This is a genomic window from Bradyrhizobium sp. LCT2, assembly GCF_009931255.1.
GTDB classification, from domain to species: domain Bacteria; phylum Pseudomonadota; class Alphaproteobacteria; order Rhizobiales; family Xanthobacteraceae; genus Bradyrhizobium; species Bradyrhizobium diazoefficiens.
This window is the reverse complement of the sequence record NZ_CP034432.1, coordinates 5,760,734-5,785,865: the sequence shown is the minus strand read 5'-3', so window position 1 is coordinate 5,785,865 and position 25,132 is coordinate 5,760,734. Positions and strand designations below refer to the sequence as shown.

The window sequence follows — 25,132 nt, the reverse complement described above, 5'->3', positions numbered from 1 at the left end:
GTCAGCCCTGGCTTGAATTCTGGCTGGTTGCGGCCGCATCAATGCGGCGCCGCTGGATCCGGCGCAGCGTCTGGTCGAGCGCCGAGAGGAACGTCGAACGGTCGCGCGGCGCGAACGATCGCGGGCCGCCGGTGACTTCGCCTGCCGAGCGCAAATCCGTCATCAGATTACGGACCGCCAGCGTCATCCCGATCGACTCTTCGGTGAACGGTTTGCCGTTCGGCGCGATCACGTCGGCGCCCGCCTTCACGCAGCGGCTGGCGAGCGGAATGTCGGAGGTGACGACGACGTCGCCGGGCCTGGCGCGTTCGGCGATCCAGTCGTCAGCGGCATCCATGCCGGCTCCCGCCGCGATGCGCTCGATCAAGGGGTCCTGCGGCACGCGGATGAAGTTGCCAGCCACCACGCTTACGGGCACGCCGTGCCGGAGCGCGACGCGGTAGATTTCGTCCTTCACCGGACAGGCGTCGGCGTCGACATAGATGCGGGTGGGCGTGTCAGTCATTGGCGGGGTGGTACCCCATTCGGGCCGCAAAGGCGAGGGGATTGACCGGTGTTCCCCGGGGCCTACGATCGATCCGAAACAACAGGAATTTTGGGGAAGGCCAGCCATGCCGAACCGGCTCGAAACCTACCGCGTCGAGGCCTACAACACCGCCAAACAATCCGAGAACAAGATGCATGACGACAAGGTGGCGCGCCGCTTCGGCTTCTCGGGCGGGCTGGTGCCCGGCGTCGATGTCTTCGCCTACATGATGCATGTGCCGCTGGCGCGCTGGGGCCGCGATTTCCTCACCCGCGGACTAGTGGAGGCCCGCTTCATCAAGCCGGTCTATGACGGCGAGACGGCCGATGTCGATGCGACCGAGCACAATGGCCTGCTCACGATCGAGGTGTTCAGCCGTACCGAGCTCTGCGCCACCGGGACGGCCTCGCTGCCGGCGGCTGCGCCTGCGGTGGATTTGAGCGACTATCTCGCGGTCCCCGCGGTCGCTGAGCGCAAGCCGGTCAGCCCGGCGACGTTCGAGACCGGCAAATGGCTTGGCACAGAGCCGCGCCGATGGATCGGGCAGGCCGCCGCGGACTATCTCGCCGATATCAGGGAAACCGATCCGATCTTCGCGCGCGAGGGGCTCGGCCATCCCGGCCTGATCCAGCGCGTGATGAATCGCGTCCTCGTCGACAATACCATTTTGGGCCCGTGGATCCACGTCGGCAGCCGCATGCAGCTGCTGTCGCCCGCGCGCGCCGGCGACGAGATCGTTGCGCGGGCCAAGGTCACCGCGAACTACGAGAAGAAGGGCCACCGCTTCGTCGAGCTCGACGCGCTGGTCGTCGCCAACGGCACGACACCGCTGGCGCATTGCCAGCACACCGCGATCTACCAGCCGCGCGAGGAGGCTGCGGCGTAACATCCAGCGTCGTCATTCCGGGGCGGTCCGCAGGACCGAACCCGGAATCTCGAGGTTCCGGGTTCGATGCTTCGCATCGCCCCGGAACGACAAACAACTCCTACGCCGCCTTGCCCTTCGCATCCTGGATCGCACGCCACACGCGCTCCGGCGTCAGCGGCATGTCGATGTGCTTGATGCCGTGGTCGGAGAGCGCATCGAGCACGGCGTTCACCACGGTCGACAGGCTGCCGGCGCAGCCGGCTTCGCCGCAGCCCTTGCTGCCGAGCGGATTGGTCGTGGCCGGCACCGGGTGATCGCCGACCGTCATGAACGGCACGTCCTCGGCGCGGGGGAGGGCGTAGTCCATCAGCGAGCCCGTGATCGGCTGGCCGCTCTCGTCGTAGCGGACGTGCTCCATCAGCGCCTGTCCAATGCCCTGGACGACGCCGCCATGGAGCTGGCCTGCGACCAGCAGCGGGTTGATCACCGTGCCGAAATCGTTCACCGCGCTGTAGCGCACGATCTGCACCACGCCGGTATCGGGATCGATCTCGACCTCGGCGACGTGGCAGCCGTTCGGGAAGGCAGAGGGCACCGGCTCGCTGGTGTGATCGACGTCGAGGCTATCAGGCACGCCGTCCGGCACCTTGCCGTCATGCAGCTTCTTGGCGAGCTCCATGATGTCGATGCTGCGGTCGGTGCCGGCGATGGTGAAGCTGCCGCCTTCGAACTCGATGTCGGCTTCGGACGCCTCCAGCATGTGCGCGGCGGCGCGCTTGCCCTTCTCGATCACGAGCTTGGCAGCTCCCACGATCGCCATGCCGCTCGCGGTGATCGAGCGCGAGCCGCCGGTGCCGTTGCCGGCGTGGACGATGTCGCTGTCGCCCTGCACGAGCTTGACGCTCTCGAAGGGCACGCCGAGCTGCTCGCACAGAACCTGCGCGAACGGAGTGGCGTGGCCCTGGCCGTAGTCGAGCGTGCCGGTGATGAGCTGCACGCTGCCGTCGGGATCGAACACGATCTTGCCGAGCTCGGGGCTCGGCGGCGCCGTGACCTCGAGATAGGAGCCGACGGCGATGCCGCGCAGCTTGCCGGCCTTCTTGCTCTCCTTCTTGCGCTTGGCGAAATTCTCGTGGTCGGAGATTTCGAGCGCCTTGTTGAAGACGGCCTGGAAGTCGCCGCTGTCATAGGTGACGCCGGAGGACGCCGGGAACGGCATCTGGGTCGGCTTGATGAAGTTGCGCTTGCGCATCGTCAGCCGGTTGATGCCCATCTCGTCGGCGGCGCGGTCGATCAGCCGCTCCATGTAGTAGTTCGCCTCGGGCCGGCCGGCGCCGCGATAGGCGCCCATCAGCGTGGTATTGGTCAGCACCGTCTTGATGTCGATGCCCATCAGCGGCGTGCGGTAGACGCTGGAAAAGTTCTTGCCGGTGTTGAGCGAGAGCGGGCCCGGCGCAACGCCGGTGATGTAGGCGCCGAGATTGCCGTAGCCTTCGAGCTTGGCCGCGAGGAAGTGCCCCTCGGCGTCGAGCGCGAGCTCGGCATGGATTTTTTGCGCGCGGCCGTGGCTGTCGGACAGGAAGCTGGTCGAACGCTCGTCCAGCCACTTCACCGGCCGTCCCAGCGCCTTGGCCGCGTACAGGATGCACATGTATTCGGGGTAGTTGATGTTCTTCATGCCGAAGGAGCCGCCGACATTGGCGGTGAGAATGCGGACCTTCTCGTTCGGCACTTTCAGGTTCTTGGCGAGGTTGGCGCGGTTGCCGGCGACACCCTGCGTCGGAACCTGGAGCGTGTAGCGCTCGGCCTTCTTGTCGTAGGAGGCGAGCCCGACGCGCGGCTCCATCGAGACCACGGCGACGCGGGTGTTCTCGATGTCGATCTTGGTGACGTGAGCGGCGCTGGCGAAGGCCGCGTTCACCTGCTCCATGTCGCCATAATGGTAGTCGAGCGCGACGTTGTTCGGGATGTGGTCGTAGAGCTGCGGCGCGCCGGGCTTGGCGGCCTCCTCGGGGTCGGTCACAGCCGGCAACGGCTCGATATCGAGCTCGACCGCCTCGGCCGCGTCGCGCGCCTGGGCCAGCGTGTCGGCCACCACGAAGGCGACGGGATCGCCGACGAAGCGAACCTTGTCGGTCGCCAGCGGCTGGCGGTTGGTCTGGAGCAGGGGCGAGCCGTCACGGCTCTTCAGCGGCAGGCCGCAGGTGAAGGGGCCGTAGCCGGCGGCATCGAGGTCCGTCCCGGTCCAGACCCCCAGCACGCCCGGCATCGCCTTGGCGGCATCGAGGCCGATGCCACGGATGATTCCATGGGCGTGGGTCGAGCGGACCACCACGGCGTAGGCCTGGTCGGGCAGGTTGAAATCGTCGGTGTAGCGGCCCTTGCCGCGCACCAGCGTGTCGTCCTCCTTGCGGCGGACGGGCTGCCCGACGCCGTATTTTTGCAGTGCAATAGCGTTTTCGAGCGTGGACGATTTGGTGTGTTCTTGCATGGAATTGACCTGAAAAGCCGGCAATTGCGCGTTTTGGGGGGCGCTTGGGGGGGGCCGGACCCCTCAAAAATAACCCACGGTCCCGTTCACGACAACGCACGAATGGGCATGGTGCCATGTGATGCGTTGTTGCGCAGGCCTGCCGCGCTGCTAATGTTTCAGGCGAAAAAGCAATTCCAGCTCGGCCTCAGCGGGCCGCGGAAAGACAGTTTGTATGAATGACCACACGCGGCTCCGCGACGGCCATGCGCCGCACGGTGAGCTCGAGGGGTCGATGGCGGCGGTGGCGTTGGCCACTGAACCGGCCGTCGCCGCGCAAGCGCCGGGAACCGGCGTCTACGCGGCGCTGGACCTCGGAACCAACAATTGCAGGCTCCTGATCGCCAGTCCGACCAGCGACGGCTTTCGCGTGGTCGATTCCTTCTCGCGCATCATCCGGCTCGGCGAGGGGGTCTCGGCGACCGGCTCCATCAGCGAGGCCGCGATCGAGCGCGCCATCGCGGCGCTCAGCATCTGCCGCGACAAGATCAACTTGCGGAAAGCGCGCCGGCTGCGGCTGATCGCGACCGAAGCCTGCCGCGCGGCCTCGAACGCGGAGGGTTTTCGCAGCCGCGTCGCGGCCGAGACCGGCATCGAGCTCGAGGTGATCGACCGCGAGACCGAGGCCTCGCTCGCCGTGCTCGGCTGCTCGCCGCTGGTCGACCCCAGGGGGCGCGGCGCGATCCTGTTCGACATCGGCGGCGGCTCGACCGAGTTGGTGCGGATCGAGCGCGATCCGGAAAATCCGGAGCCGCGCATCAAGGCCTGGATGTCGATCCCGTTCGGCGTGGTCACGCTCGCCGAGCAGTTCGGCGGCCGCGACGTGACGCCGGAGATCTACGCCGCGATGGAGCGGGAGGTCGCACACCACGTCGCGCCGTTCGCGGAAGCGCACGGCGTCGATCTCACCGACATGCACCTGCTCGGCACCTCAGGCACGGTGACGACGCTCGCCGGCATCCATCTCAATCTCGCGCGCTACGACCGCCGCCGCATCGACAGCATCTGGATGAACGATTCCGACATCACCGCGACCATCAACAAGCTGCTCGGCATGAGCTACGAGGAGCGCGCGAACAACAGCTGCATCAGCGTCGAGCGCGCCGATCTCGTGCTTGCGGGCTGCGCCATCCTCGACGCGATCCGCCGCGCCTTTCCGCTGCCGCGCCTGCGCGTCGCCGACCGCGGCCTGCGCGAAGGCATGCTGGTCGAGATGATGCGCGAGGACGGCGCGCTCAGGAGCTGGTGAGATGGCCAAGGACACCACCGGCCGCTTGCACGTCCAGGTCAAGACCGGCGGCAAGCGCAAATTGTCGTCGAAGCTGTGGCTGGAGCGGCAACTCAACGATCCCTATGTGGCGAAAGCCAAGGCGGCGGGTTATCGCTCGCGCGCGGCATTCAAGCTGCTCGAGATCGACGACAAGTTTCGGCTGCTGAAGCACGGCATGGCTGTGGTCGATCTTGGTGCTGCGCCGGGCGGCTGGAGCCAGATCGCCGCCAAGCGGGTCGGCTCGGTGGACGGCAAGGGCAAGGTCGTTGCGATCGACCTTTTGGAGATGCCCGAGATTGCCGGCGTCGAGTTCGCGCAGCTCGACTTCATGGACAATGACGCGCCGGCAAAGCTTACCGCGATGCTGGGGGGCGGCGCCGATGTCGTGATGTCCGACATGGCCGCCAACACCACCGGTCACCGCAAGACCGACCAGCTCCGTATCGTCGGCCTGATCGAGACCGCGGCGGCGTTTGCGTGCGACGTGCTCAAGCCCGGCGGCACCTTCCTCGCCAAGACGTTCCAGAGCGGCGCCGACGCCGATCTGCTCGCCCAGCTCAAGCGCGACTTCGCCACCGTGCGCCATGTGAAGCCGGCGGCGAGCCGGCAGGATTCGTCGGAACGTTACGTGCTGGCGACGGGGTTTCGCGGCGGGGCGAAGGCGTAGCAACGAACTCCGTCATTCCGGGGCGCCTCGAAGAGGCGAGCCCGGAATCCATTTCTCCCGGGACTCTTGCGGCACAATGGATTCCGGGCTCGATGCTCCGGGCCGCGCTTGCGCGGTCCCGTGGCATCACCCCGGAATGACGGAGCGCGTTTTTTACCCCAGCCGCTGGTCGCGCACGTCCTGCGTATCTTCCGTCGCCGCCTTCACGGCGGCCTTGGCCGCACCCTTGCCGGCGCCCCGGCGGCTCGCGATTTCGGTCGCCTTGCGGCCGGAGATCTCGTGGCCGGCATCAGCGGGCATCTGCCAGAAGAACCAGCTCGACGCCGCCGAGGTCAGCGCGACCACGACGAAGGCCGGCGCGAACACGGTGGCGTTGAGCTCGCTGACATGGCTGAGCCACATCGTCGTCTCGACGGACGCTGCGCCGACGGCGACGCCGGCGGAGACCGCAAGCTGCTGGTTGACGCTGACGAGCGTGGTGGCGCGGCTCATCTGCCCAGTCTCGACCTCGGCATAGGCCACCGTGTTGATCGCGGTGAACTCGAGCGAGCGGAAGAAGCCGCCGACCACCAGGATCACCATGATGATCAGCAGCGGTGTCGTCACCGTGAACAGCGCGCAGACGCCGAGAAAGAACGCGCTGACGATCGCGTTCACCGTCATCAGGTTGCGGAAGCCGAAGGTGCGGATGATGCGTGCCGCCAGCGTCTTCATGCCCATGGCGCCGAGCGAGGAGGCAAAGGTGACGAGGCCGGAGTGGAACGGCGACAGCCCGAAGCCGATCTGCATCAGGAGCGGCAGCAGGAACGGTAGCGCCCCGATGCCGAGCCGGAACAGGAATCCGCCGAGCACGGCCGCGCGCAGCGTCGGCAGGTTCAGCAGCGAAAAGTCCAGCACCGGCGATCCCGTGCGCCGGGCGTGAATGACATAAAGCGTCATCGAGATCGCGCCGCCGACGATCAGCGCGGCGACCGTGCTCCAGGGCAGCAGGTTGAGGCCGGCCACCGACAGGCCGAAGGCGATGCCGGCGAGCCCGATCCCCGCGAGCACCATGCCGTAGAGGTCGAACGGCTCGCGTTCCTCGCTCTTGATGGGATCGATGAAGCGCAGGGCCATGAAGATGCCGAGCAGCCCGATCGGGATGTTGATCAGGAAGATCCAGTGCCAGGACGCGTAGGTCGTGATGAAACCACCGAGCGGCGGGCCGATCACAGGGCCTATAAGGGCAGGGACCGTCACCCAGGCCATCGCATTGACCAGCGCGCTCTTGTCCACCGAGCGCAGCAGCACGAGGCGCCCGACCGGCGTCATCATCGCTCCGCCCATGCCCTGGAGGATGCGCGCGAACACGAAATCGGTGACCGAGGTCGAGAGCGCGCAGCCGACCGAGCCGACCATGAAGACGCCGACCGCGATCGCGAACACCATCCGCGCGCCGAACCGGTCCGCGGTCCAGCCGCTCGCCGGGATGAACACCGCGAGCGACAGCAGATAGGAGGTGATCGCGAGCTTCAGCGTCAGCGGGCTGGTGCCGATGTCGGCCGCGATCGCCGGCAGCGAGGTGGCGATCACCGTCGAGTCCATGTTCTCCATGAAGAGAGCAGTGGCCACGATCAGCGGAATGACGCGTTGCTTGTCGACCATGACGGATTGGTAACGAAAATCGGAAGGAAGGGCGAGGCTTGCGGCTTAACACCGCCGCCCGGCGGCGACCATTGCGGATCAACGCATGGCACCTAAATCCTGGGTAATAACCATGTGACCCTCGACGGCGGTTGCACTCGCTCCCTCGTCATTCCGGGGCGCGCCCTTGGTCGCGCCCCGGAATGACGAGGGGTGGCCGCCGCCCGGCTATCCCCGCTGAATTTGGGTAAAAAGCCTGTGCATGGCTGGCCAGCGGCTCGATTTGCTTTGATTCGTCACGCGGCCGTGCTATCGACCCGCGTCAACCCCACCGATGGGCTCCGATTCTCCGGCGATGCCGCAAGGTACGCCGAGGGCGGCGCTCATCCATAGCTATTTGCGGCAGGGCCGCAGGAAGGAGTTGGCAGATGGCCACGGTGCAAGTTCAAGGCATCCGCGAAGCCCTTACGTTCGACGACGTGCTGTTGAAGCCAGGCCTCTCGGACGTCATGCCGGGCGAGGTCGACATCCGCTCCCGCGTCACCCGCGCCATTCCGCTCAACATCCCGATCATGGCCTCCGCCATGGACACCGTCACCGAGGCCCGCATGGCGATCGCCATGGCGCAGGCCGGCGGCCTCGGCGTCATCCACCGCAATTTCGATCCCGAAGGGCAGGCCGCCCAGGTGCGCCAGGTCAAGCGCTACGAGTCGGGCATGGTGGTGAACCCGCTCACCATCAGCCCCGAGGCGACGCTCGACGATGCGCTCAAGCTGATGAGCGATCACGGCATCTCCGGCATTCCCGTCGTCACCGGCGCGGGCAAGTCCACGCCGGGCAAGCTGGTAGGCATCCTCACCAACCGCGACGTGCGGTTCGCCACCGACCGCAGGCAAAAAGTCTCCGAGCTGATGACGCATGAAGGCCTCGTCACGGTGCGCGAGAATGTCAGCCAGGACGAGGCGCGGCGGATGCTGCACCAGCATCGCATCGAGAAATTGCTCGTGGTCGACGAGCAATATCGCTGCGTCGGCCTCGTCACCGTGAAGGACATGGAAAAGGCGGTCGCCCATCCGCTCGCCTGCAAGGACGCGCAGGGCCGCCTTCGCGTTGCCGCCGCCACCACCGTCGGCGACACCGGCTTCGAGCGCACCGAGCGGCTGATCGACGCCGGCGTCGACCTCGTCGTCGTCGACACCGCGCACGGCCATTCGCGCCACGTGCTGCACGCAGTGAACCGCATCAAGCGTCTGTCCAACTCTGTGCAGGTCGTCGCCGGCAACGTCGCGACCTCCGAAGGCGCGCAGGCGCTGATCGATGCTGGCGCGGACTGCATCAAGGTCGGCATCGGCCCCGGCTCGATCTGCACCACCCGCATCGTCGCCGGCGTCGGCGTTCCCCAGCTCACCGCGATCATGGATGCGGTGGAGGCTGCAAAGAAGGCCGACATTCCCGTCATCGCCGATGGCGGCATCAAGTTCTCCGGCGACCTCGCCAAGGCGCTCGCCGCCGGTGCCGACATCGCCATGGTCGGCTCGCTGCTCGCCGGCACCGACGAGACGCCCGGCGAAGTCTTCCTGTGGCAGGGCCGTTCCTACAAGGCCTATCGCGGCATGGGCTCGGTCGGCGCAATGGCGCGCGGCTCGGCGGACCGATATTTCCAGCAGGACATCAAGGACACGCTCAAGCTCGTGCCTGAAGGCATCGAGGGCCAGGTACCCTACAAGGGAGCGGTCGGCCACGTCATGCACCAGCTCGCCGGCGGCCTGCGCGCCGCGATGGGCTATGTCGGCGCAAAGGACATGAAGGAGCTGCACGACAAGGCGCAGTTCGTCCGCATCACCGTGCAGGCCTGCGCGAAAGCCACGTCCACGACGTCACGATTACCCGCGAGAGCCCGAACTATCCGGGCGGGGGTTAGTCGCCTCTGCCGTCATTTCGGGGGCGCGAAGCGCAACCCGGAATCTCGAGATTCCGGGTTCGATGCTTCGCATCGCCCCGGAATGACAATGAGTGGTTTGCGCGCTCGCCTCAACGACGGTGTCATTCCCCGCGAAGGCGGGGAATCCAGTACGCCGCGGCTTCTCGGTTCAATCACAGCCGCCCCTGGACTACTGGGTCGCCCGCTTTCGCGATGACAGCGAGTGTGGGATTTGCTTCATTCCCACCTACCTCCTAAATGACTGCAACAAGCATTCAGGAGGAAGCCATCATGTCCCAAGCAAAACGCATCGTTCTCGCCGCGCGTCCCGTCGGCGAACCCAAGCCGTCCGATTTCCGCATTGAGGAATTCGCTGTCCCGACACCGGGGCAGGGCGAAGTCCTGCTGCGCACGATCTGGCTGTCGCTCGATCCCTATATGCGCGGCCGCATGAGTGACGGTCCGTCCTATGCCGCGCCGGTGCCGATCGACGGCGTGATGGAGGGCGAGGCGGTTAGCGAGGTCGCGGCGTCGAACAATCCTGATTTCGCGGCAGGCGACATCGTGCGAGCCCGTACCGGATGGCAGACGCACGCGATCTCCAGCGGCAAGGGCCTGATCAAGGTGGATCCCAAGCTCGGTCCGATCTCGACCTCGATCGGCGTGCTCGGCATGCCCGGCATGACCGCCTATACCGGCCTGCTCGACATCGGCAAGCCGCAGGAAGGCGAGACCGTCGTCGTCGCCGGTGCCTCCGGTGCGGTCGGCTCCGCCGTCGGCCAGATCGGCAAGATCAAGGGCGCGCGGGCGGTCGGAATTGCGGGTGGCAAGGACAAATGCGACTACGTGGTGAAGGAGCTCGGCTTCGATGCCTGCATCGATCACCGCGATCCCGATCTTGCGGCCAAGCTGAAGGACGCCTGCCCGAAGGGGATCGACGTCTATTTCGAGAATGTCGGCGGCGCCGTGTTCGAAGCGGTGTTCCCGCTGCTCAATCCGTTCGCGCGCGTGCCGGTCTGCGGCCTGATCGCCCATTACAACGACACCGAGGCCAAGCCGCCGAAATGGGCCGCCAGCATGATGCGCGCGACCCTGACCAAGCGGCTGACCTTCCGCGGCTTCATCGTCTCCGACTTCGCCGCGCGCCATGGCGACTTCCTGCGCGACATGTCCGGCTGGGTCCGCGACGGCAAGGTGAAATACAAGGAGTTCGTCACCGAGGGCCTGGAGAGCGCCCCCGGTGCCTTCATGGGGCTCCTGAAGGGCGCCAATTTCGGCAAGCAGCTGGTGCGGGTCGGGCCAGATAAGGCCTAGCTGCACGGCTTGGTTGCACCTGCGCCACAGCCCCGGCGCGGATGGTTAAGAAAGTGTCACCGATCGGTCACACCTGCCCGCAAAACCCGCAGGTGTGACCGTCGGTTCATTGACGTCCGGACGAAGGCATTGAATCATCGGGCATATTTCAGGTGCTACGATGTTAGAGATTGGTATTTTCTGCGTAATCCTTCTGGCCGCCGGCTATTGGACGACCATGTTCGTCATGGGCCGTCGCGACGACGTCATCCATGGCAAGTTCGTTCATGCCGAGGACGAGGGCGATTTGACCCGGCCCGCGATGCCGACACCGCCGCCGTTCCCGAAGCGTCCGCTCAAAGCTGCGCAGCCCGCCGGCGTCCAGTCCGCCAACGTCCAGCCCGAGATGGCCGAGGCGAGGCCGGTGAACAGCGCAGCGCTGGAATCCTTGCTGGCTGCGATCCAGCAGGACCTCAAGAGCGTCGCGTAAGCCGCAATCCTCAGACGCTGCCGCGCTCGACCAGGAACAGGTCGACGGCGAGCCGCTGTTCGGCAAGCTGCGTGCCCGACAGGCGCGCCAGCAGCAGTTCGGCCGCGATGCGCCCCACGGCCGCCGCATCGAACGAGATGGTGGTGAGGCCGGGCGTGATCTGATCGGCGACGTCGTTGTCGCCGAAGCCGAGCACGGCGAGATCGCGCGGCACCGACAGGCCGCGCGCGCGGGCCTCGATCAGCGCGCCGGTCGCGAGCAGATCGTTGGCGCAGAACACGGCATCGACGCGGTCGCCGCGATCGAGCAGGGCGGTGAAGGCGGCGCGGCCGTCTATGAGGCCTGTGATCTCGCCAACGCCGATCTCGTGGACGATATCGAGGCCGAGCTGCGCCGCTGCCGTGCGAAAACCGTCGCGGCGCAGCGCGCCGCGGCCGCTGCTGCGGCCGATGAAAGCGACGCGGCGATGTCCGGCCTCAGCCAGCCTGCGCGCCGCCATCGCACCGGCATCCGCATTGGGCAGGCCGACCAGCATGTCGATGGGGTCGCGCGGAAACGCCCAGGTCTCGATCACGGGAATGCCGAGCTCTGCAAGCGCTGCGCGGTTCTCCTCGAGCTCGATCACGCCGGTGAACATCACCGCGGCGGGGCGGATGCCGCGCAGCGACTGGATCATCGCGACTTCCTTGACATAGGAGTAGGAGGTCTGGCCGACGAGCACCTCGAATCCTTCCGGCTCGAGCGTGGCCGCGAAGCTGCGCACGGCGAGCCCGAACTGCTGGCTGAGGATGTTGGAGACGAAGGCGACGACCACGTTCGAGCGGCCCGAGCGCAGCGCGCGCGCATGCGGGTTGGAGGCGTATCCGGTTGCCTCGATCACTTCGAGGATGCGCTCGCGGGTCTTTCGATTGACCTTCTGGGGGTGGCGCAGCACCCGCGACACCGTGATCGGCGATACCCCGGCGCGCTCCGCCACCTCCGCGATGCGCGGCGGCCGTCCGGTCGCGCTGGCGCGGCCGGGCGGCGCCGGAATGCGCACCACGTCGTCATAGCTCGGCTTTGCCGGATCGGTCATCGAATCCCGAGGGTAGTCGAAGTCGCTATCGTCTCCAAAGCTCAGCGCGCTGGCAGCTCGTCGCGCGACAGCGCGCGGCCGACCTGGACCAGGCAGTCGCCGCTCTGGCTGTCGGTGTGCAGGCGCTGCGAGATCACGATGCCGTCGGCCGGGAAGCGCAACACGTCTTCCGGCAGCTCAGGCCGCTCGAAATCATGATACCAGCCGGCGACGTCGCCGGCCGCAACGCGCGCGCCGACCATGACGGCGGGCTCGAACCAGCCGCGCCGTGTCGCGAACACCGCCTGCGCATGGCTTTGCAGCGCCAGCAATTCGGTGGCACGCTCGACCGGCGCGTGCGGCCCCAGCACCGGGGCCTGGACGATGCCGAGCGCGAGCAGCAGCCGGTCGACGGCGCGCGCGGTGAACGCCATCGTCTGCGGCGTGACGGTGCCGCCGCCGCCGAACTCGCCTGACAGTCCGATCGCGCCGGCGCGCGCGGCCGCCGCCATCGAGGTCGGCGCAGCGGCGCCGTTCTCGGCGACGAAGGCGAAGGGCATCCCTAATCCTTCCATCAGGCGCAGTGCCTGGCCGAACATCTCGGGCGGTCCCTGCCGCTCGATCAGCGCGCAGGGCACGTGCGCCATCGACGTGCCGCCGGAATGGATGTCGAAGACGACGTCATGGCGCGGAAACAGCTCGTGCTCGAGGAAGTGCGCAAGGCGGAACGTCGGCGTGCCCGCGGCATCGCCCGGGAAGGCGCGGTTGAGATTGCCCTCGTCGAGCGGCGAGCGCCGGCGCGCCGCCATCACGGCAGGAAGATTGGCGAAGGGCAGGATGGTGATCTCGCCCTTGACCGCCTTGGCATCGAGCCGGCGATACAGCCGCGTCAGCGTGATCTCGCCCTCGTATTCGTCGCCGTGATTGCCGGCCATCAACAGAAGTTTTGGGCCGGCGCCGTTCTTGATCCGGAAGATCGGGATCTTGAGCTGGAAGTAGGGCGATCGATCGATCGAGAAGGGAATGCCGAGATGGCCGGACCATTTCTGGTCCTTCTCGAAATCGATCTCGTGGAAAAGTCCGGTATGCATGGGAGGCCCTGAGGGCCGCGTCGTCGCCGACGCCGGCCGAAGGTTGAAAGAGGGACGATGCCGTTACAGCAAGGCGACCGCGGTCATCTCGACGCGCAAATCGGGATCGGCGAGACGGGCTTCGACGCAGGCGCGCGCCGGCGGATTGGCCGGATCGATCCAGGAATCGTAGACCGAGTTCATGGTGTCGAAGTCGGTGATATGCGGCAGGAAGACGTTGACCGCGATCAGTTTGGAGCGGTCGGAGCCGGCTTCCTTGAGCAGCGCGTCGATCTTGGCGAGCACCTGCTGGGTCTGCGACACGATGCCGGCCTTGCGGTCGTCCGCAACTTGACCTGCGATATGCACCATGCCGCCGGCGGCGACGGCCTGGCTCATGCGCGAGCCGACGACGTAGCGTTTGATCATCTCAATTCTCCTCGTGAAGGTCGGCTCCCGCCTGATGCGGGAGCCGTGTGCGAGCTTACAGCGTCGGCAGCGACTGCTCTTCCCTAAACCATTTCAGCTGAAGTGCGCCGAGCTTGCCGTTGAGCTTGTTGAAGAAGATGTCGGTGTTGATCCAGTTGAGCAGGTTCTGCTCGCCCTGGCGCACGCCGACATGGGCCGGCGACTGGCGGATCAGGAATTTCAACTCGACCTCCTTGGTCGGGTTCTGGTCCTGCACCTTCAGCGCAATGGCGCTGTTCTCGGCGAAGGTGTCGGCCTGTCCGGCGAGGAATGCGGCGAGCGCGGCCGGGGTGTCCTCGAAGCGCACCAGCTTCACCTTCGGTGCGTTGTCGGTGAGCCAGACGTCGAGCGTCGAGCCCTTGGCCACCGCAACGCTGCGGCCGTCGAGATTGTCGGGCTTCTTGCCGGTCGCGGCGGGCAGCGACTTCGCACCGTAGACGCCGAGATTCACCACCGCGTACGGCTGCGAGAACATCACCTGCTGGGCGCGCTCGGGCGTGGCGCCGAGGCCGGCGATCAGCATGTCGATCTTGTCGGAGAGCAGGCTCGGGATGCGCGCGGCGCCCGTCACCGGCACGAGCTCGAGCTTCACGCCCATGTCGGCGGCGATCAGCCGGGCGAGATCGGCGTCTAAGCCCGCAATCTCGCCCTTGTCGTCCTTGAAGCCCCAGGGCGCGGCATCGGTCAGGATGCCGACGCGCAGCTTGCCGGAGCCGAGCACATCCTGCAGCTTGTCGGCTTGTGCGAGGTTCGGCGCGGCGAGCACTGCGAGTGCCGTGGCTGCGATCGCAAAGAGGGATTTCAGTTGTCTCATGACTCTCTCCTGGTGGCGGATGGCTGGATGATCATTTTGCTGAGGCGATGAAGCTGGCGAGCTCGGGGGTCTCAGGATTGGCGAACAGCTTTGCCGGCGGTCCCTGTTCCCAGACGCGGCCCTGGTGCATGAAGACGATGCGGTTGGCGACGTTGCGGGCAAAACCCATCTCGTGGGTGACTAGGATCATGGTCATGCCTTGCTTCGCCATCGCCTCCATCACCTTCAGCACCTCGCCGACGAGTTCAGGATCGAGCGCGGAGGTCACCTCGTCGAACAGCATGAGGTGAGGCGCCATGGCGAGGCAGCGCGCGATCGCGACGCGCTGCTGCTGGCCACCGGAGAGCTGCTCGGGCCAGGCGTCGATCTTCTCGGCAAGGCCGACGCGGGTGAGCACGTCCTGGGCCAGCGTGCGTGCGCGGGCCTTGTCGATGCGGCCGGTGAGCAGCGGAGCCAGCGTGATGTTGCGCTCGACCTTCAGATGCGGAAACAGGTTGAAGGCCTGGAACACGATGCCGACGCGCTGACGGAATTTCTTGAGGTCGGGCATCTTCGTATGGACCCGCTCGCCCTCGACGCGGATCTCGCCGGAATCGACGCTCTCCAGCGCATTGATGCAGCGGAGCAGCGTCGACTTGCCCGAGCCCGAGCGGCCGATGATCGTGACGATCTCGCCTTCCTCGACGTCGAGCGAGACGCCCTTGAGCACCTCGACCTTGCCGAATGTCTTGTGCACGTCGCGGATTTCAACGAGAGCCATCGAGGCGGGCCTCCAGGGAGCGGGACCAAAGCGTGAGCGGCAGGCACAGCGCGAAATAGATCGCGGCGACCAGCGCGTAGGTGAGCAGCGGCTGGAACGTCGCCGCGCTCACCACTTGGCCGGCGCGGGCGAGCTCGACGAAGCCGAGGATCGAGGCGAGCGAGGTGCCCTTGATGAGCTGCACCAGGAAGCCGACGGTCGGCGGCAGCGACAGCCGCAGCGCCTGCGGCGCGATGATGTGGCGGAATTGCTGCCAGGCGGAGAGGCCGAGGCAGGCACCGGCCTCCCATTGCGCCTGCTTCACGGCCTCCAGCCCGCCGCGCCAGATCTCGCCGAGGAAGGCGGCGGTGTAGAGCGTGTAGGCGACGGTCACGGCGACGAGCGCCGGCACCTGGATGCCCAAAAACACCGGCATGCCGAAATAGAAGAAGAACAACAGCCCGAGCAGCGGCACGCTCTGGATCACCTGGATGCACGCCGCCATCGTCCACCGCAGCCCGGCGAAGCGGCTGATGCGGCCCATGGCGAGCCCGAGCGCCAGCGGCGCGCCGAAGGCGAGCGCGAGCACGGCCAGCGCGACGGTCCAGCGCAGCGCCGCGAACAGCGAGACGAAATCGATGAGGGTGAAGGATCGCATCGCTGTCCCCTCAGCGCCGCCGCGGCCAGCGGAAGGCCGCCAGACCGATGATGGCGAACAGCGCCTTGAACGACATCGCCATCGCGAAATAGACCGCGCAGATCACCGCATAGACCTCGAAGCTGCGGTAGGTGCGGCTCTCGATGAATCCTGCGACATGGAAGAGTTCGTCGGCGGCGACCTGCGAGGCGAGCGAGGTGCCGAGCAGCAGCAGCACGAACTGGCTGGTCACGGCCGGATAGGCGTTGCGCAGCGCCGGCGGCAGCAGGATGTGACGGAACACCTGCCAGCCCGATAGTCCAAGGCACTGGCCGGCCTCAATCTGGTTCTTCGGCACGGAGTCGAGGCCGGCGCGGATGATCTCGACCGAGTAGGCGCCGAAATACAGCGACAGCGCGACGGCAGCCGCCTCGAAGGCCGGCAGCTTCAGGCCGAAGTTCGGCAGCACGAAGAAGACGATGAAGATCTGGATCAGCGACGGCGTGTTGCGGAACAGCTCGATATAGCCGCGCACCAGCCAGCGCAGCGGCGTGATGCGGCCGTTCAGCGCGACCGCGCCGGCAACGCCGATCAGGAGCCCGGCCAGCGCCGCGATCACCGTCAGCTCGAGCGTGACGATGGCCCCGTCGATGAGCTGGTTCTGATAGCGCCAGAGCGGCAGGAAGTTCATTGCGTGCGCTCTCAGCCGAACTGGGTGGGGAGGGCGCGCGTGACCACACCATCGGCGTCGAGCCCGAGGATCACCCGCCAGCGGTCGAGGCAGGTGCAGGGATGCGAGATGCCGAAGGCGATGATGTCGCCGACGGCAAGGACGCTTTCGGGGGCGACGGACAGGAACGCATGCTGGTCGTTGAGGCGCGTTACCGTCAGCGCAGCGTCGAGCCCTTGCTGCTCGACGCCGTCGCGGAATACGCGCAACGGGACCGGCAGTCCCTGATCGAAGGAGGCGTCGCGCATGCCGAAGCCGGCAATCGCAAGTCCTGTCTCGGGGCGCGACAAGACTTCGGCCCAGAGCGTCAGCGCGGGGCGAAAGCCTTCTACGGCGGAGTGGTGCAGACCGTCGATGAGGAGACCGCCGCGCCGGTCTACTTCCGCGAAGGCGCGGGCATAGATGCCGTGATCGGCGAAGAACAGCGCGCCGGAGCGCAGGATCACGCTGGCGTTGCCGTCAGCCTGCGTGCCAGGTGCGAGCGCGCGCGCGACGATGTCGAAAAAGGCCGAGCCGCCGGCACTGATGATCAGTGGCCGCTGCGGGGCGGCGGCGCGCACCAGCGCAAAAGTCTCGATGGTGCGCTCCATCAGTGCCGCGATCGCGCGCATCGTCTCGTCGGCATCGGGCGTTGCGGCTGCGCCCTCATAGGTCGCAACGCCGCCGAGCACGAGCCGGTCGGCGGCGAGCACGGCTGCGATCGTCGCCTCGATGGCGGCGCGATCGCGCGCGCCGGCGCGGCCTGCGCCGAGCTCGACCAGCACGGACAATTCGCGGCGCTCCGCGATCCGTGCCGCTTCGGCAAGCGCGGCGACAGCGGCGGGTGAATCCGCGAAGGCGTGAAATTCGGCGTCGGGATAGGCGCCGAGCAGCGCGCCGAGCCGCCGGCCGGCTGCCAGTCCGCCGATCTCGTTGGCCAGCAGCAGGCGCCGCTCGCCGCTCGCGAGCAGCACGGCGGCCTGCTGGACGTTGGCGACCGTCGTACCCCAGGCGCCGGCTGCACGCAGCGAGCGGGCGAGCTCCGGCGACATCGGGGTCTTGGCGTGGGGCGCGACGCTGACGCCGGCGCTTTTGCACCAATTCAGGAAGAGGTCGCGGTTGGCCGCAAAGGCGGCCTCATCGAGGGTGAGGGCGGGCAGGGCAAGATCGCCGCGCGAAGGCGACCAGCGCTGGTTGCCAATGTCCTCAGTGGCCAGGCCATCGACCAGGGGGATGCCCCGGGTAGTCGTCGAAACGCGTTGGCTATCCCACCGGGACAAGAACTGCATCGTCGCTCCCTCAGCGGCCCTCGACCGCTGAAGTGAACGATATGTCCGAATGACAACGTTGTCATTAGCGGATTTTAGCCATCCACGGGCCAAGTTCAGTGCAACTAGGTATGAAAGTAGGGGTGAATGCCGTCGGATTGGGCTAGTGCTCGCCGCCCATCTGGCCGAGGACCTCCTCGATATCGATGTCGGCCTGGCCCGCCGCCCTGAGGTGGCGGACCTCGAGACTGTCACCCCGGAAGCGGTACTCGACGAGGCCGGTCTCCTTGATCGCGATCCGGTCCTGGCGCTGGTCGTTGATCTTGAAGCCGACCGACGGCGCCCAGACGTGGCGCGTGTGGCGGAACGTGAAGTCGCGGCGCTGGTGCACGTGGCCGCTGGCGATGAGGCGCAGATCGACACGCGCAAACATCTCGATCAGCCGCGCCCGCGCCGGCTGCGGCACGTAGCGGATCGATGTCTCCGGCGTCTCTGGATCGTCGGGCAGGTTGAGGAACACGGGCTTGTGCAGGAACAGCGCGACCGGCCTGCCATTGGTGCGTGCGATCTCCTGGGTTAGCCAGTCGAACTGCGTGGCCTCGAAGGCGAGCCCGGAATTCATCACCAGCGTGTTGAGGCCGATGAAGCACCAGCCCGCGGCCTCGAACGACCAATGGTCTTCGCCGATGATGTCGCGGAATTGCTGGCGGTATGCCTCGCTGACCGGCGGCTTCGGCGCCGGCCCGATCGCGGTCGGATTGTCGCCGATGTCGTGATTGCCGGGGAGGTAACGGCAGGTCACGGGCAGGGCGTCGTGCAGGCCTTTTGCGAATGCGACATCGTCGCGACTGGTCGGCCCGTCGAAGGAGACGTCGCCGGTGTTGACGACGAGATCGGGCCGGTCAGCGTCGATGTGCTCGCAGACGCGGTGGAAGTTGGCGATCAGGCCGGGAAAGCGCCGGCCGAGATGGGTGTCGGAAATCTGCGTCAGGCGAAATTCGGACATGGCGTCAGCATACGCGTTGTCGCACGTCGGAACGATGACGGCGCGCGCATCATCCGCGATCGAACAATGTTTAAAGCACGCGATAGCGGATCGTGTAGGCGTCCTGCGGCGCGATGCTGCCCGTCACCGGCGAGGCGATGCGGTCGGCGAGATGCCAGGGGCCGAACTGCTCGGAGCGATGCGGCTCGGCAGGAAGGCGGAGGCGGAATTCGAACGTGCCCTTGCCGGGCAGGTTCACCACCAGCACGCGGTCGGCGGTGCGGTGGTTGAGCGCCACCGCGCCGCGCAGCAGTGCGCGGCCGTCGGCGAGGTCGCGGACGCCGTCGACCAGCGCCAGCGTCTGGTTGCGGTCGGTATGCAGCTCGATCTGGGTGTCGGATACAGCCGTCAGCGTCTCCCTGGGCATGCGGATCTCGAACTCGACCGCAGGCTTGGACGGGTTGAGGCCGAGATAGGCGAGCGCAGCGTGGCGCACGTCGTAGGCGGCGAAGGCGAACAGGGCGACGGCGGCGAGCGTGGCGAGGCCATGCCTGACGACATCGCGCCAAGGGGAATAGCTCATCCGATAGCCCAGGCGGAGATACACCGTCATCGCCAGCGCGACCGCGAGCGCCATCGCGATACCTGACAGCGCCGACATCAGGATGCCGAGCCGGTCGCTGGCGGATTCGGCAAGGGGGCCGATCAGGCCGGAGAGGGTGTTCATGGCGGTCGCTTGCCTTGCGCCCCAAAGGGGACGAAATTGCTTTAACAATCGGTGGTTGGTCGCAAGAGCGGGAACACCGGTTCAACTCGCTGATTGTCAGCGTCAGAAGTCGCGGCTAATGACGGTCCGCGGTGTTCCGCCTTACGGGAAAGTTCCGATGTCTGTCCAAATGGTCCTGCTGCCTGTCTTCGTGCAGGTCGGTCTCACCTTCGCGCTTCTGATCGGCATGGTCTTCGGGCGCCGCAAGGCGCTGGTCTCGGGCGAGACCAAGATCCGCGACATTGCGCTGGGCGAGCCGAACTGGCCCAAGAGCACCACGCAAATCGCCAATTGCTACCGCAACCAGTTCGAGCTGCCGTTGCTGTTCTACGCCCTGATCGCGCTGGCGCTCCCCTTGCGCCATGTCGATCTCTTCATCGTGCTGATGTCATGGGTGTTCGTGGTGACACGGTTCGCCCATGCCGGCGTGTTCGTCTCCTCGAACGATCTCGGCCGCCGCTCGACGATCTGGCTCGCCGGCGTACTGGTGCTGCTGGTGATGTGGATCTACTTCGCGCTGAGAATGCTCTTGTTGATCTGACTTTTAACGGTCGGATTTCATCTGAAAGATTTGAAATGACCCCCGCTGCCCGGCTGTCCGCAGCCATCGAACTGATCGATACCATCGAGAGAGACCGCGTGCCCGCGGCCAAGGCACTGAAGGAGTGGGGCACCGCGCACCGCTTCGCCGGCTCCGGCGACCGCGCCGCGATTGCCGGCCTCGTCTGGGACGTGCTGCGCCGCTATGCCTCGAGCGCCTTCCTGATGGACGCCGACACCGCGCGGGCGCGGCTGATCGGCATGCTCCGCCTCGAGCGCGACATGGACGCGGCCACCATGGCCGCCCTGTTCGACGGCAGCCGGTTTGCGCCGGCGCCGCTGACGGAGGCCGAGCAGGCGGCGCTCAGCCATCGCTCCCTCAGGGACGCTCCCGCTGCGATCGCCGGCGACTACCCCGAATGGCTCGATCCGCATCTGGCAAAGGTGTTCGGCGAGGACCGTGCGGCGGAGGCGGCCGCGATGGCGAGCCGGGCGCCGCTGGACCTGCGCGTCAACACGCTAAAGTCCAATCGTGACAAGGTGCTGCGGGCGCTTGCTCATCTTCATGCGAAACCGACGCCCTGGTCTGCAACCGGCCTGCGCATCGAGCTTTCCGCCGATGCGCGCAACCCCGGCATCCAGGCCGAGGAGGATTTCATCAAGGGCGCCGTTGAAGTGCAGGATGAGGGATCGCAGCTTGCGGCCCAGTTCACCGCGGCAAAACCCGGCGAGCAGGTGATCGATCTCTGCGCCGGCGCCGGCGGCAAGACGCTGGCGCTCGCCGCCATGATGCAGGGCAAGGGCCGGTTGATCGCGACCGATAGCGACAAGCGGCAGCTTGCGCCCATTCACGAACGCCTGTCGCGCGCCGGCGTCCACAATGCCGATGTCCGCACGCCCAAGGGCGAGGCCGATCCGCTGGCCGACATCAGTGCCACGGCCGATCTCGTTGTGATCGACGCCCCCTGCACGGGAACCGGCACCTGGCGCCGCAACCCCGACGCCAAATGGCGGATGCGGCCGGGTGCGCTGGAGATTCGCCTGCGCGACCAGGCCGAGGTGCTGGAGCGCGCCGTGCCGCTGGTGAAGCCAGGTGGCCGCATCGCCTACATCACCTGCTCGGTGCTGGCGGAAGAGAACGGCGAGCAGGTGAGGGCGTTCATCGGCCGCCATCCGGAGTTCGCGGTGGTGCCACCCGAGCAGACCGCGAGCGTGCTCTGGGACAAGGCGGAAGATTTCGCAAAAGCCGCGCTGCAATCGCCCGAAGGCTGGCTGATGACGCCGCGCCGGACGGGGACGGATGGCTTCTTCGTCTCGGTGCTGAAGAAGGGCGCCTGACCAACGTTGTCATTCCGGGGCGCCCGCAGGGCGAGCCCGGAATCCATGGCGCGGCGGTTTCTGCGGTCCCATGGATTCCGGGTTCTCGCTTCGCGAGCCCCGGAATGACGGAAGGGGCCAAAAACAAAAAGCCCCGCAGACCGAATCCCGGTCACGGGGCTTTCAAGTTCTCGCGCTCTGCCGGTACGTCCGTGGTCAGAAGCGCCGGTGCGTTGGCGATTAGCCGACGCGGAGATTATCAGCCGACGACTTGCCGCTGCGACGGTCGGCGACGATGTCGAACGAGACCTTCTGACCCTCGTTGAGGGAGGAGAGGCCAGCGCGCTCGACGGCGCTGATGTGCACGAACACGTCCTTCTGGCCGTCGTCCGGCTGGATGAAACCATAACCCTTTTGGGTGTTGAACCACTTCACGGTGCCCATAGCCATGGGAATTTCCTTTAGTTAGTTAGAGAGGATACGCACGCGGACCGGTACGCAGCACTGCGCCCATAGTCCTGATGAGTCGATGTTTTGGAGAAATCATCTGAAGCGTGCGCGCCTGTCTTAGACGAGGCGAAGCGGCCCAGTCGTTCGGCCAAGTATCGATGATCACAATATAGCGAGAATTTTGGGCCACTTCAAGGCACCACCCGCCACCCGGCACCTCGCCCGGATTTTCTATTTTGCGGTGCAAATTAACCGCTCCGGCGCATCTCAATCGACGATAAACAGCGTCGCCCCGGTGGCCGTCGAGGACCGGTGCGCGGCGTCGCCGAAGTCGGAGACCTGGTAGCTCATCCCCGCGGTCAACTTGAACTTGCGGCCGTCGCGCAGCTCCGAATCGAGCTCGCCCTTGACCACGAAGATGACGTGGCCGCGGTCGCACCAATGGTCGGCGAGATAGCCCGGCGAATACTCGACCATCCGCACCCGGAGATCCCCGATGTTGAGCGTGCGCCACAGCGCCTGGCCGGTCTCGCCGGCATGCTTGGTCGGCTCGATCTTGCTCCAGTCGGTGACGGTGAAGGGGGAGGTGGGGAGTTTCATGGGGGAGGTCCTGTCTCAGAGCCGGCAATGCCGGTGTTAGCGTACGCTGTCGCCGCAGTCTCCGTCATTCCGAGCATAGCGACTTGTCCGCCGAAGCCTTGGCGAAGGCGGAAGCAATCCAGAAATGCATCCGCGGAGGCCGTCTGGATTGCTTCGTCGCGTCAGCGCAAAATTGCTCCGCAATTTTGTCGCGAACTCCTCGCGATGACGGGCTTGGGGCACGCTCGCACCCCGCTCACGGTGTCATCGCCCGCCTTGTGCGCACTTGCGCACTGGAGCGGGCGATCCAGTATTCCAGAGGCCGTGCCGTGATACGGAGAAGCCGCGGCGTACTGGATTCCCCGCTTTCGCGGGGAATGACGGCGGTGGGTGGGGCGGCACCGTTCAACACGGCGAGACGTCACCCCACCAGATGGTTCGCCGACCCCTGCACGATCAGACCCGCGTCGTTCACCCGCAGATACTCGCAGATCTTCTTCCCCCGCTCGTTCGCGTAGAACACCACCACGCTATCCGGGCTGACGAACACATCGATCAGCGAGAAGTGCAGCTCCGGCAGCAGCCCGAGCGCCTTGCGCCAATAGGCCCGCAAAGCATCCTTGCCGCGCACGGTGCCGCTGGCATCGAATCCCATCACCGGGATGCGGTCCGAGGTCATCACGGTGTCCTCGTCATAGAGCGTCAGCACGCGTTCGAGATCGCGCGCGTTCCAGGCCTCGACCCAGGTCCGGCCGAGCGCGGCAAGCGTCGATGGCTGATGGTGCTGTGACATGGCATTCTCCCTGATCGGCCCCTGGTTGAAGGGTGGGGCAAATTAGGTCAATAATACTTACCTATATACATTTGTCCATGCCCAAAGAAGAATGTGGGCGCGCAAACCTGCGCGGTTGCGGGCAGGGGCGTGGTCGCGTATCTGCTTGCCATGACAGCAGCACAGAACGACCGCTCCGCGTCGACGCGCTCCGTGGCCTCGGCGCATGACAAGATTCTCATCGTCGACTTCGGCAGCCAGGTGACGCAGCTGATCGCGCGTCGCGTGCGCGAGGACGGCGTCTATTGCGAGATCGTCCCGTTCAACAAGGCCGAAGAGGCCTTCAAGGAGATGAAGCCGAAGGCGGTGATCCTCTCCGGCGGGCCGGAGTCGGTGCACGAGGCCGGCTCGCCCCGCGCCCCGCAATTGATCTTCGCCTCCGGCGTTCCCGTGATGGGCATCTGCTACGGCCAGATGACCATGGCGGCGCAGCTCGGCGGTGAGGTCGAGGGCGGCCATCACCGCGAATTCGGCCGCGCCGATGTCGAGGTGAAAGCGCAGAGCAAGCTGTTCGAGGACGTCTGGTCGCTTGGCGGCAAGAACCAGGTCTGGATGAGCCATGGCGACCGCATCACCAGGATGCCGCCGGGCTTCTCGGTGGCCGGCACCTCGCCGAACGCGCCCTTCGCGATCATCCAGGACGAGAAGCGCAAATATTACGGCCTGATGTTCCACCCCGAAGTGGTGCACACGCCCGACGGCGCCAAGCTGATCCGCAACTTCGTGCGCAAGATCGCCGGCCTCACCGGCGACTGGACCATGCGCGCCTTCCGCGAGGAGGAGATTGCCAAGATCCGCGCCCAGGTCGGCAAGGGCAAGGTGATCTGCGGCCTCTCCGGCGGCGTCGATTCGGCCGTCGCCGCCGTGCTGATCCACGAAGCCATCGGCGACCAGCTGACGTGTGTGTTCGTCGATCACGGCTTGATGCGCCTTAACGAGGCCGAGCAGGTGGTTGACCTGTTCCGCCACCACTACAACATCCCGCTCGTGCACGTGGATGCGTCGAAGCAGTTTTTGGGCGAACTCGAAGGCGTCACCGACCCCGAGACCAAGCGCAAGACCATCGGCCGCCTCTTCATCGAGGTGTTCGAGGCCGAGGCCAAGAAGATCGGCGGCGCCGACTTCCTCGCGCAAGGCACGCTCTATCCTGATGTGATCGAGAGCGTCTCGTTCACCGGCGGACCTTCAGTCACCATCAAGTCGCACCACAATGTCGGCGGTCTCCCTGAACGCATGAACATGAAGCTCGTCGAGCCGCTGCGCGAGCTGTTCAAGGACGAGGTCCGCAAGCTAGGGCGCGAGCTCGGCCTTCCCGAAATCTTCGTCGGCCGCCACCCGTTCCCGGGCCCGGGCCTTGCCATCCGCTGCCCCGGCGACATCACAAGCGACAAGCTCGACATCCTGCGCAAGGCCGATGCCGTCTACATCGACCAGATCCGCAAGCACGGCCTCTACGACGACATCTGGCAGGCTTTTGCGGTGCTGCTCCCCGTGAAGACGGTGGGCGTCATGGGCGACGGCCGCACCTACGACTACGTCGTGGGTCTGCGCGCCGTCACCTCCACCGACGGCATGACCGCGGACTTCTACCAGTTCGACATGAAGTTCTTAGGCGAGACCGCCACGCGCATCATCAACGAGGTGAAGGGCGTGAACCGGGTGGTGTACGACGTGACCAGCAAGCCGCCGGGGACGATTGAGTGGGAGTAGGGGGGA

The 25,132-nt window shown here is 66.3% G+C and carries 24 protein-coding genes and 1 pseudogene; 9 read left to right on the top strand and 16 right to left on the bottom strand.

Annotated features, from left to right (window positions below):
• Position 1 precedes the first annotated feature (1 nt).
• Positions 2–505, bottom strand: a complete 504-nt coding sequence (locus EI171_RS27830; protein WP_060911671.1) for a YaiI/YqxD family protein — start codon at positions 503–505, stop codon at positions 2–4.
• A gap of 106 nt (positions 506–611) precedes the next feature.
• Between EI171_RS27830 and EI171_RS27825 the strand changes: the two genes are divergently transcribed.
• Entirely contained in the window at positions 612–1,412 is an 801-nt protein-coding gene (locus EI171_RS27825) for a hypothetical protein (RefSeq protein WP_028170995.1), read from the top strand.
• A 100-nt stretch (positions 1,413–1,512) separates the two neighbouring features.
• Here EI171_RS27825 and EI171_RS27820 read toward each other — a convergent pair whose 3' ends face one another.
• Complete coding sequence (locus EI171_RS27820; protein WP_161535230.1) at positions 1,513–3,885, bottom strand: xanthine dehydrogenase family protein molybdopterin-binding subunit; 2,373 nt, start codon at positions 3,883–3,885, stop codon at positions 1,513–1,515.
• 214 nt (positions 3,886–4,099) lie between these two features.
• Here EI171_RS27820 and EI171_RS27815 point away from each other — a divergent pair, with 214 nt between their 5' ends.
• Together EI171_RS27815 and EI171_RS27810 are read left to right on the top strand one after the other, a co-directional pair.
• Positions 4,100–5,173, top strand: a complete 1,074-nt coding sequence (locus tag EI171_RS27815) for a Ppx/GppA phosphatase family protein (protein ID WP_161535229.1) — start codon at positions 4,100–4,102, stop codon at positions 5,171–5,173.
• Position 5,174: 1 nt separating this feature from the next.
• The gene (locus EI171_RS27810) at positions 5,175–5,861 is read left to right on the top strand and encodes an RlmE family RNA methyltransferase (RefSeq protein WP_011086747.1); all 687 of its coding nucleotides are present in this window, start codon (positions 5,175–5,177) and stop codon (positions 5,859–5,861) included.
• A 153-nt stretch (positions 5,862–6,014) separates the two neighbouring features.
• Here EI171_RS27810 and EI171_RS27805 read toward each other — a convergent pair whose 3' ends face one another.
• Entirely contained in the window at positions 6,015–7,505 is a 1,491-nt protein-coding gene (locus tag EI171_RS27805; protein WP_161535228.1) for an MFS transporter, read from the bottom strand.
• 407 nt (positions 7,506–7,912) lie between these two features.
• Here EI171_RS27805 and guaB point away from each other — a divergent pair.
• The 3 genes and pseudogenes from guaB to EI171_RS27790 all read left to right on the top strand — a co-directional run bounded on the left by guaB (position 7,913) and on the right by EI171_RS27790 (position 11,188).
• Positions 7,913–9,405: pseudogene (guaB, locus tag EI171_RS27800) on the top strand (IMP dehydrogenase).
• Between the two features lie 291 nt (positions 9,406–9,696).
• Entirely contained in the window at positions 9,697–10,719 is a 1,023-nt protein-coding gene (locus EI171_RS27795; RefSeq protein WP_060913057.1) for an NADP-dependent oxidoreductase, read from the top strand.
• A gap of 160 nt (positions 10,720–10,879) precedes the next feature.
• Complete coding sequence (locus tag EI171_RS27790; protein WP_060911673.1) at positions 10,880–11,188, top strand: hypothetical protein; 309 nt, start codon at positions 10,880–10,882, stop codon at positions 11,186–11,188.
• Between the two features lie 10 nt (positions 11,189–11,198).
• Here the strand turns inward: EI171_RS27790 and EI171_RS27785 are convergent, their stop codons facing one another.
• The 10 genes from EI171_RS27785 to EI171_RS27740 all read right to left on the bottom strand — a co-directional run bounded on the left by EI171_RS27785 (position 11,199) and on the right by EI171_RS27740 (position 19,659).
• Positions 11,199–12,263: a LacI family DNA-binding transcriptional regulator gene (locus tag EI171_RS27785; RefSeq protein ID WP_161535227.1), complete on the bottom strand. Its 1,065-nt coding sequence runs from the start codon at positions 12,261–12,263 to the stop codon at positions 11,199–11,201.
• 41 nt (positions 12,264–12,304) lie between these two features.
• On the bottom strand, positions 12,305–13,333 hold the full coding sequence (locus EI171_RS27780) for a succinylglutamate desuccinylase/aspartoacylase family protein (protein ID WP_161535226.1): 1,029 nt from the start codon (positions 13,331–13,333) through the stop codon (positions 12,305–12,307).
• Positions 13,334–13,396: 63 nt separating this feature from the next.
• Positions 13,397–13,741, bottom strand: coding sequence for a RidA family protein (locus tag EI171_RS27775; protein ID WP_092183004.1), 345 nt, complete (start codon positions 13,739–13,741; stop codon positions 13,397–13,399).
• Positions 13,742–13,796: 55 nt separating this feature from the next.
• Positions 13,797–14,594, bottom strand: coding sequence for a transporter substrate-binding domain-containing protein (locus EI171_RS27770; protein ID WP_161535225.1), 798 nt, complete (start codon positions 14,592–14,594; stop codon positions 13,797–13,799).
• Positions 14,595–14,625: 31 nt separating this feature from the next.
• Positions 14,626–15,354, bottom strand: coding sequence for an amino acid ABC transporter ATP-binding protein (locus tag EI171_RS27765; RefSeq protein WP_028171002.1), 729 nt, complete (start codon positions 15,352–15,354; stop codon positions 14,626–14,628).
• Entirely contained in the window at positions 15,341–15,991 is a 651-nt protein-coding gene (locus tag EI171_RS27760; protein ID WP_161535224.1) for an amino acid ABC transporter permease, read from the bottom strand. Before EI171_RS27760 ends, EI171_RS27765 begins: the two co-directional genes overlap by 14 nt.
• A 10-nt stretch (positions 15,992–16,001) precedes the next feature.
• Positions 16,002–16,661 carry an amino acid ABC transporter permease gene (locus EI171_RS27755; protein WP_060911679.1) on the bottom strand — a complete coding sequence of 220 codons (660 nt, stop codon included), beginning with the start codon at positions 16,659–16,661 and terminating at the stop codon, positions 16,002–16,004.
• Between the two features lie 11 nt (positions 16,662–16,672).
• Complete coding sequence (locus EI171_RS27750) at positions 16,673–17,968, bottom strand: amino acid deaminase (RefSeq protein ID WP_161535223.1); 1,296 nt, start codon at positions 17,966–17,968, stop codon at positions 16,673–16,675.
• Positions 17,969–18,110: 142 nt separating this feature from the next.
• Positions 18,111–18,953, bottom strand: a complete 843-nt coding sequence (locus EI171_RS27745; RefSeq protein ID WP_161535222.1) for a metallophosphoesterase — start codon at positions 18,951–18,953, stop codon at positions 18,111–18,113.
• 70 nt (positions 18,954–19,023) lie between these two features.
• On the bottom strand, positions 19,024–19,659 hold the full coding sequence (locus tag EI171_RS27740; RefSeq protein ID WP_161535221.1) for an acriflavin resistance protein: 636 nt from the start codon (positions 19,657–19,659) through the stop codon (positions 19,024–19,026).
• Between the two features lie 157 nt (positions 19,660–19,816).
• Between EI171_RS27740 and EI171_RS27735 the strand changes: the two genes are divergently transcribed.
• On the top strand, positions 19,817–20,239 hold the full coding sequence (locus tag EI171_RS27735) for an MAPEG family protein (RefSeq protein WP_028171008.1): 423 nt from the start codon (positions 19,817–19,819) through the stop codon (positions 20,237–20,239).
• A 35-nt stretch (positions 20,240–20,274) separates the two neighbouring features.
• On the top strand, positions 20,275–21,576 hold the full coding sequence (locus tag EI171_RS27730) for an RsmB/NOP family class I SAM-dependent RNA methyltransferase (RefSeq protein WP_161535220.1): 1,302 nt from the start codon (positions 20,275–20,277) through the stop codon (positions 21,574–21,576).
• 219 nt (positions 21,577–21,795) lie between these two features.
• Here EI171_RS27730 and EI171_RS27725 read toward each other — a convergent pair whose 3' ends face one another.
• From EI171_RS27725 to EI171_RS27715, 3 genes are all read right to left on the bottom strand, one after another.
• Positions 21,796–22,005: a cold-shock protein gene (locus EI171_RS27725; RefSeq protein WP_008141931.1), complete on the bottom strand. Its 210-nt coding sequence runs from the start codon at positions 22,003–22,005 to the stop codon at positions 21,796–21,798.
• Between the two features lie 267 nt (positions 22,006–22,272).
• The gene (locus EI171_RS27720) at positions 22,273–22,605 is read right to left on the bottom strand and encodes a DHCW motif cupin fold protein (protein ID WP_161535219.1); all 333 of its coding nucleotides are present in this window, start codon (positions 22,603–22,605) and stop codon (positions 22,273–22,275) included.
• A gap of 400 nt (positions 22,606–23,005) precedes the next feature.
• A complete protein-coding gene (locus tag EI171_RS27715) occupies positions 23,006–23,377 on the bottom strand; it encodes a nuclear transport factor 2 family protein (RefSeq protein ID WP_161535218.1) in 372 nt (123 codons plus the stop codon).
• 150 nt (positions 23,378–23,527) lie between these two features.
• On the opposite strand from EI171_RS27715, the gene guaA reads away from it, so the two are divergent.
• Positions 23,528–25,126 carry a glutamine-hydrolyzing GMP synthase gene (gene guaA / locus EI171_RS27710; protein ID WP_161535217.1) on the top strand — a complete coding sequence of 533 codons (1,599 nt, stop codon included), beginning with the start codon at positions 23,528–23,530 and terminating at the stop codon, positions 25,124–25,126.
• The last annotated feature ends 6 nt before the right edge of the window (positions 25,127–25,132 follow it).

What these genes read in the sequence shown, in the direction of transcription:
- EI171_RS27780 (WP_161535226.1), bottom strand. Translation starts at nt 13,333, where the DNA reads ATGCATACCGGACTTTTCCACGAGATCGATTTCGAGAAGGACCAGAAA.
- EI171_RS27715 (WP_161535218.1), bottom strand. Translation starts at nt 23,377, where the DNA reads ATGTCACAGCACCATCAGCCATCGACGCTTGCCGCGCTCGGCCGGACC.
- EI171_RS27815 (WP_161535229.1), top strand. Translation starts at nt 4,100, where the DNA reads ATGAATGACCACACGCGGCTCCGCGACGGCCATGCGCCGCACGGTGAG.
- EI171_RS27790 (WP_060911673.1), top strand. Translation starts at nt 10,880, where the DNA reads ATGTTAGAGATTGGTATTTTCTGCGTAATCCTTCTGGCCGCCGGCTAT.
- EI171_RS27825 (WP_028170995.1), top strand. Translation starts at nt 612, where the DNA reads ATGCCGAACCGGCTCGAAACCTACCGCGTCGAGGCCTACAACACCGCC.
- EI171_RS27735 (WP_028171008.1), top strand. Translation starts at nt 19,817, where the DNA reads ATGTCTGTCCAAATGGTCCTGCTGCCTGTCTTCGTGCAGGTCGGTCTC.
- EI171_RS27740 (WP_161535221.1), bottom strand. Translation starts at nt 19,659, where the DNA reads ATGAACACCCTCTCCGGCCTGATCGGCCCCCTTGCCGAATCCGCCAGC.
- EI171_RS27760 (WP_161535224.1), bottom strand. Translation starts at nt 15,991, where the DNA reads ATGCGATCCTTCACCCTCATCGATTTCGTCTCGCTGTTCGCGGCGCTG.
- EI171_RS27730 (WP_161535220.1), top strand. Translation starts at nt 20,275, where the DNA reads ATGACCCCCGCTGCCCGGCTGTCCGCAGCCATCGAACTGATCGATACC.
- EI171_RS27770 (WP_161535225.1), bottom strand. Translation starts at nt 14,594, where the DNA reads ATGAGACAACTGAAATCCCTCTTTGCGATCGCAGCCACGGCACTCGCA.
- EI171_RS27725 (WP_008141931.1), bottom strand. Translation starts at nt 22,005, where the DNA reads ATGGCTATGGGCACCGTGAAGTGGTTCAACACCCAAAAGGGTTATGGT.
- EI171_RS27810 (WP_011086747.1), top strand. Translation starts at nt 5,175, where the DNA reads ATGGCCAAGGACACCACCGGCCGCTTGCACGTCCAGGTCAAGACCGGC.
- EI171_RS27750 (WP_161535223.1), bottom strand. Translation starts at nt 17,968, where the DNA reads ATGCAGTTCTTGTCCCGGTGGGATAGCCAACGCGTTTCGACGACTACC.
- EI171_RS27805 (WP_161535228.1), bottom strand. Translation starts at nt 7,505, where the DNA reads ATGGTCGACAAGCAACGCGTCATTCCGCTGATCGTGGCCACTGCTCTC.
- EI171_RS27830 (WP_060911671.1), bottom strand. Translation starts at nt 505, where the DNA reads ATGACTGACACGCCCACCCGCATCTATGTCGACGCCGACGCCTGTCCG.
- EI171_RS27785 (WP_161535227.1), bottom strand. Translation starts at nt 12,263, where the DNA reads ATGACCGATCCGGCAAAGCCGAGCTATGACGACGTGGTGCGCATTCCG.
- EI171_RS27795 (WP_060913057.1), top strand. Translation starts at nt 9,697, where the DNA reads ATGTCCCAAGCAAAACGCATCGTTCTCGCCGCGCGTCCCGTCGGCGAA.
- EI171_RS27755 (WP_060911679.1), bottom strand. Translation starts at nt 16,661, where the DNA reads ATGAACTTCCTGCCGCTCTGGCGCTATCAGAACCAGCTCATCGACGGG.
- EI171_RS27745 (WP_161535222.1), bottom strand. Translation starts at nt 18,953, where the DNA reads ATGTCCGAATTTCGCCTGACGCAGATTTCCGACACCCATCTCGGCCGG.
- EI171_RS27775 (WP_092183004.1), bottom strand. Translation starts at nt 13,741, where the DNA reads ATGATCAAACGCTACGTCGTCGGCTCGCGCATGAGCCAGGCCGTCGCC.
- guaA (WP_161535217.1), top strand. Translation starts at nt 23,528, where the DNA reads ATGACAGCAGCACAGAACGACCGCTCCGCGTCGACGCGCTCCGTGGCC.
- EI171_RS27765 (WP_028171002.1), bottom strand. Translation starts at nt 15,354, where the DNA reads ATGGCTCTCGTTGAAATCCGCGACGTGCACAAGACATTCGGCAAGGTC.
- EI171_RS27720 (WP_161535219.1), bottom strand. Translation starts at nt 22,605, where the DNA reads ATGAAACTCCCCACCTCCCCCTTCACCGTCACCGACTGGAGCAAGATC.
- EI171_RS27820 (WP_161535230.1), bottom strand. Translation starts at nt 3,885, where the DNA reads ATGCAAGAACACACCAAATCGTCCACGCTCGAAAACGCTATTGCACTG.